At 69.1% G+C, this 6293-nt stretch carries 4 protein-coding genes; all 4 read left to right on the forward strand.

Annotated elements, in window-relative coordinates; all coding sequences use genetic code 11:
* The first annotated feature begins 1 nt into the window (after position 1).
* Entirely contained in the window at positions 2-3052 is a 3051-nt protein-coding gene (locus VM938_10420) for a branched-chain amino acid ABC transporter permease/ATP-binding protein (protein ID HVF75452.1), read from the forward strand.
* Complete coding sequence (locus VM938_10425) at positions 3052-3849, forward strand: ABC transporter ATP-binding protein (protein ID HVF75453.1); 798 nt, start codon at positions 3052-3054, stop codon at positions 3847-3849. Before VM938_10420 ends, VM938_10425 begins: the two co-directional genes overlap by 1 nt.
* A 280-nt stretch (positions 3850-4129) precedes the next feature.
* Entirely contained in the window at positions 4130-4804 is a 675-nt protein-coding gene (locus VM938_10430) for a hypothetical protein (GenBank protein ID HVF75454.1), read from the forward strand.
* Positions 4805-4983: 179 nt separating this feature from the next.
* A partial coding sequence (locus VM938_10435; GenBank protein HVF75455.1) for a hypothetical protein occupies positions 4984-6293 on the forward strand: 1310 nt, incomplete at its 3' end.

Raw genomic sequence — 6293 nt, forward strand, 5'->3', positions numbered from 1 at the left:
CGTGCTCACCGACATCGTCGTCTCGCTCGTCCTGTCGTTGCCCCTGATTGGGGCCTATGCCATCTTCGCCATCGGGATCGTCCTCATCTACCGGGCGTCCCACATGCTGAACCTGGCACACGGGGCGATGGCGATGCTCCCGGCGTACCTGCTTTACACAATCGTGCAGTGGGGCGTTCCCACCGCCATCGCCTTCCCGCTGGCGCTCGTCTGCGGGGCAGCGTTGGGGCTGGGGGTCGAAAAGGTCTTTGTCGGCCGGCTGCGCGCCGACGGACCGACCGCGCAGACGGTGGGCACCGTCGCCGCCCTCGGCATCATCGTTGCCGTGGCGGCCCGCATCTGGGGCACCTCAGGCCTGCCCGCCGTCACCATCTTCCCCGAGGGCCGCGTCTCGATCGGGGCGTCGAGCATCCAGTACGGCGAGCTCGGGCTGTTCGCGGTCATGCTCGTGGTGGCCGCTGCGCTGTATCTGCTGGTGCAGCGCACCGACCTCGGGCTGATGATGAGAGGGACGGCCGAGAGCCGTCTGGCTGCCTCGTTGATGGGCGTCAACCCGGACGGCATCACCTCGTTGACGTGGGCCATGGGCGGCGCGCTGGCTGCGCTGGCGGGCGTCCTGTTGGCGGCGGTCACGTCGCTGCATCCCTACACGTTGGCCCTCCAGGTGCTCCCGGCGTTCATCGCCGCCCTCATCGGCGGACTGGGCAGCCTGCCCGGCGCGCTGGTCGGGGCCGGCATCGTCGGCACCGTCCAGGGGTTGGTGCCGCTCCTCGGCGCCATCGGCGACCTCCAGGGTGCTCCCCAGTTGCTTCTCTCGGTGCTCGCCGTGGTGGTCATGGCGACCCGGGGCAAGAGCCTGGCCGGCGCCGACGACGGCGCCGAAGCCCGCGCCCTCGGCGGCGGCGGTGGTGGAATGCCGCGGGCGCGTCGGCGGCGGAGCCGCGTGCGCTTGGTCGTCGGCATCGTCGCGCTGGTTGCGTTCCCCTACCTGCCCGGCATGCCGTCGTCCATCGTGGGAACGGCAAACCAGGCCGCCATCTACGCCATCATCGGCGTATCGATCGTCCTGTTGACGGGCTGGGTCGGTCAGATCTCGCTGGGGCACGCCGCACTCGTCGGCGTCGGTGCCTACCTCACCGGCCACATCGTCGAGGGCGCGGGCATCGTGTTCCCGCTGAGCCTGCCCATCGCCGCCGTCCTGTCGGGCGGCGTGGCGGCGATGCTCGGCGCCGTCGCGGTGCGGGTCCGAGGCCTCTACCTGGCGGTGGCCACGCTCGTGTTCTCGTGGATGGCGAGCGAGTTCCTCTTCCGGCAGGACTGGTTCACCCAGCACGGCGAGATCGGCGAGCGCGCCATCGGAGAGAAGGGGCAGCTTCCGTTCTTCGACTTCAGTGACCGCCGCACGTTCTTCCTCGTGGCCTTGGCCGCCTTGGGGCTGGTCGCTTTCGGCGCCGCCAACGTCCGCGACTCGAAGACGGGGCGGGCGTTCTTCGCCCTGCGGGGCTCGGAGATGGCGGCGGCGTCGCTCGGCATCGACGTCGTCCGCTACAAGTTCCTGGCCTTCGTGACCTCGGGTGCTATCGCAGGCATCGCGGGCAACCTGATCATGACCGAGGCCCGGGTGGTGACGCCCGACCAGTTCTCCTTCAACCGCTCGCTGTTCTACGTCGCCATCGCCGTCGTCGGCGGGCTCGTCAGCCTTCCCGGCGCAGTGGCCTCGGGGATCGTGTTCGCGGCGTTGTCCGAGGTCTTCTATCGGGTCGAAGTCCTGGGAGCCTTCCTGGAGATCGTGTCCAGCCTGCTGCTGGCGGTGGTCCTCATCGCCTATCGAGGCGGGCTGGCGTCGTTCCCCGATCGCGCTCGGCGGATCGTGGAGCTGTTACGGCCGCGGATCGAGCCGGTGGTTGCCCCGCTGGTCGCTCGTATCCCCGAGCGGTGGCGCCATCGGCCCGAAGCCGAGCGAGCCTGGTCGGTCGACCTGTCCGGGGTGGGCGAGCGCATCCGCGACCGGCGCCATCAGGTGGCGACAGCCACACGCCGCCTCCGGGCCCGGCTGCCGATCGCCCAACTTCAGCCGCCGCCCGAACTGGCGCCGGAGGCGCCCTTGGACTTCAAGGCGGCGGTGCGGGCGACCACGCCTGCAGTCAACGGCCACAGCGCCGAGGAGGCCCATCCGGAGCCGGTCGTCGACCATCAGGCCGAGCTGGCCGCCCTACGGGCGCGGCTGTCGGAGGTGCGGCCCCTGGGAGACCGGTCGGAGCGGCGGCCGCTGATCGAGGCCGATCACGTCACCGTGCGCTTCGGCGGCCTGACCGCCGTCGACGACGCGTCGCTCCAGGTGTGCGAAGGCGAGATCGTCGGGCTCATCGGTCCCAACGGAGCGGGCAAGACCACCTTGTTCAACGCGGTGGCGGGCTACAACACACCGGCTGCGGGCATCATCCGGCTGTACGGCCAGGACGTCACCAACCTGCCGGTCCACCGTCGGGCCCGGGTGGGCGTGGCCCGGACGTTCCAGCTCATCCAGTTGTTCCGCCAGCTCTCGGTTTACGAGAACCTCCTGGTGGCCACCCATGTGCACAACCCGACCGGCTTCGGATCCCACCTGGTGGTGTCGGGGCGGGCCATCGAGCAGGAGGAGGCGGCGGTCGACCGGGTCAACGAGATCCTCGACCTGCTCGACCTCACCGACATCGCCTATCGGCCGACGGGCGACCTGCCCTTCGGCGTGCTGCGCATGGTCGAGGTGGCCAGGGCGCTGGTGACCGGGTTCCGGGTGATCATGCTCGACGAGCCCGCGTCGGGCCTCGACAACACCGAGACCGACCGGCTGATCGAGGTGCTGCGCTTCGTGCGCGGCCTCGGGGTGACGCTGCTGCTGATTGAGCACGACGTGCGGATGGTCACCGGCGTGTCCGACTACATGTACGTCCTGGAACAGGGGCGCATAATCGCCGAAGGGGTGCCCGAGGACATTCAGCGCAACCCGGCGGTCATTGCCGCCTACCTTGGCGAGCCCGCCGACGCGTCCGAGAAGGAGATGGTGGGCTGATGGCGCTGCTCGAGGTCAACGACATCGACGTGTTCTACGGGTCGGTGCAGGCGCTGCGCGGCGTCAGCCTCCAGGTCGACGTGGGCGAGCGGGTGGCGCTGCTGGGCGCCAACGGGGCGGGCAAGACGACGACCCTGCGGACGATCTCGGGGCTGCTGGCGCCGAAGCGGGGCTCGATCGTCTTCAACGGCGAGGACATCGCGGGCATGCCCGCTTATGCGGTGGTCGGCAAGGGGATCGCCCACGGGCCGGAGGGCCGTGCGCTGTTCCCCGGGCTGAGCGTGGAGGAGAACCTGCGCTTCGGGTACCTCCCGAGGCGCAAGGACAAGGTTGGCTACCGTGCCGCGCTCGACCAGGTCTTCGCCTACTTCCCGCGGCTGCAGGAGCGGCGCAACCAGGCGGCGGGCACCATGTCGGGCGGCGAGCAGCAGATGCTTGTGGTTGCCCGCGCTCTCATGAGCTCGCCCAAGCTGTTGATCGTCGACGAACTGTCGCTGGGGTTGGCGCCCAAGATCGTGGCCCTCTTGTTCGAGATCATCCGCGACGTGAATGCGCAGGGCACCGCCGTGCTCATCGTCGAGCAGTTCGTCCACACCGCCCTGGAGAACACCGACCGGGCCTACGTCCTGACCAAGGGCGAGGTCGTCCTCGAGCGCCGGTCGTCCGAGCTAGCGGGGAGCGACGAGTTGCTGAGCTCGTATCTCGGCGGCGGCGAGCCCGCGGCGGCCGACTCCCCACCGCCGGTCACCAATGGAAATGGGAATGGGCACCGTCGACGTCGCAGTCGGTCGAGCTGAGGCATTCGGCGAAAAGACCGCCAGTTTCTGCCGAGGCGCCCGTTCACCGCTGGTATAGGTGACAAACGGGAGGCAGGGTGACCTGAATATCACCTGATCGGGGGTCGTTAGAGGGGACTGGTACCCGTAGGGTCAAACAGGGGGAAATCGGGGGGATCCGAACTCCTGGCGCAGCAGCCGCCCGCCCCTGCAGTGCGCCAAGCGTCGTCGCGCCATTCCGTCTCCTCAGTCGCGCCGCGTCGCTGCTCGAGCAAGCAACATCGACCATAAGGAGATAACCGTGAGATCACGGCTCGCACGCCTCGGCATCCTTGCCGCGGGCGTCATCGGACTGCTGGCGACGGGCACCCCGTCGGCCAGTGCCCAAGAAGCGGGAAGCATCGCCTTCTCGGGGGAAGCGACTCTCAGCGCCCCGCTCGGCTACCCGTGCACACCGAACGACGTGAACACGCCGAAGTGTCCGCCGAACGCGACGACAACAACAAAGAACGGCCTCAAGGACACACCGAAGGCGAACGTCGATCCCGGTGGGCAGTCGGTTGCCTTCGCGTTCGGCGCAACCGTCTGCACAGGGGCCAACGCCACAGTCGGCAAGGCCCCCAAGGCGCCGGCGACAGCAGGTGCGTGCGCGATCACCGCAAGCGGCCGCGTCGACGGCTACTGCGGACTGAGCATGCTCAAGGGCACCGCCACAATCCGATTCGGCCCTCAGACGTACAACGTCACATTCTGGGGCCAGGGCGTCGGCGGCACACTTGTCCTGAAGATCGAGGGCACAAAGGCGACAGGCGGTGGACAGGTACAGGGCGAGGTGACCGCCGAGGCCGTCCCCGTGCCTACCGTCACAGTGGGACCTCCTCCTACTACGACCAACAGCTGCGCCGGGAAGACCGCAAACAACTTCACCATCGCGGCCGAAGGCAATTACATCGTGAAGAACCCACCGCTGCCGTAGCAGCCGTTATTCGCTGTAAGATCCTGGGGCCGCCTCTTTTGAGGCGGCCCCAGGTTTCGCGTTTGACGACCCGGCAGGACAGCAAAGAATTGCGTCGAAGTACTAGGGCAGCGCTCGCCGCAATATCGTCGGATACTCCGTCATCAGCAGGGGGCTCGTCAGTCAACGAGTCGGCCACGATGCACGATCCGCGATTCGACATATCAAGGAGAATCCAGTTGAAGCCGCAGCAGCGCCGCACCCCAGGTTCTCGTAGGTCCGTCCGAGTCGGGCGCATCGTCGTAGTCGTCGCCGTCCTCTACGCCCTCGTCGGCGCGTCGCACGGCGCGCAGGCCGACGAACAAAGGCGCCCGAAGGCCTTCAAGGAGGTGGCGCAGTTGCAGCTCCCCGCGGACGCCGAGATCGATGCAGCGGCCGTGACTCGATCGGGGTGGCTGATCCTCAACCCGGAGAGCCGACGCGGCTACCAGGTTCTGGAGGGGTTCTCGACGACGGTGATCCGCTCGTTCGACCTCGACACCCTGAAGCCTTTGCGACGGGTGGTGCTCGACGGCGTGCCGATCACCTCGGGGGTGGCCGCCGTCTCCGCTCCGACCGGGACACTGATGGCGGGCGAGATCGTGCACGCGGTCGACGGGCCGGGCCGCCGCATCTATCTGGCCATGAGCGACCCCGGCCAGAACCCGGCGGGAACGTTCGTCGGTGGCGCGGGCTTCCCGCCGGACGGCCAACGCCCGCTGCGGCGGTTCGTGGCCATCGACGAGGACCGTCTCGACGATGGCAAGGACGATTTCGCGGCGTCGTTCCGCGAGCCGGTCGACCAGGTGCGGCTCCACTCCTACTTCATGCTGGGCCTGAAGGTCGACCGGGCGCATGCGAAGCCGGCCGAGCCGGGGCGGCTCCTGGCGCTCTTCGCCATGCCCCAGGGCCCCACCCACGTCTCGCCCTTCTACGACCACACGCTGGCGGGCTGGGACGTGAGCGGCCTGAACTTCGACGCGGGGGCCCCGTCGGCGGGCGAGGTCCCGCCGGGGACGACCCCGGTGACCGGAAACGCCTGGGCCCGGCGCCTGGACGTCTGCAGCGGGGCGCCGATGGCCAGCACGGGCGGGTTCGGCCAGGGCAACTACCAGTGGGGGATGCTGGCGACGAGGGACGCCGTCTACACGGCGTGCCAGGCGTCGGACGCGGCGGGCGGGGTGGCGCGCATCGGCGTGGACAGCTCCACGGGGGTGCCGCGGGCGGTGGGGGGCCAGGAGTTCTTCCCGCTGGGCCAGCGCATCTCCGACGTGTTCGTCGACGACGGGGGCGAACGGGTGCTGGTGCAGTCGTGGGGGGGCGGGCACAGCTGGTGGGTCTTCGACACCGGGCTGGGGCGCTTCACGGGGGCCGTCTCGGCCCGGGCCACGGACTCGTACACCATGTCGGCGGGCATCGACGCCACGACGGGCCGCCTCTACCAACTGGTGCAGGACTACGTGGGGGTCGA

This window comes from Acidimicrobiales bacterium (genome assembly GCA_035536915.1).
GTDB lineage: Bacteria > Actinomycetota > Acidimicrobiia > Acidimicrobiales > JAHWLA01 > JAHWLA01.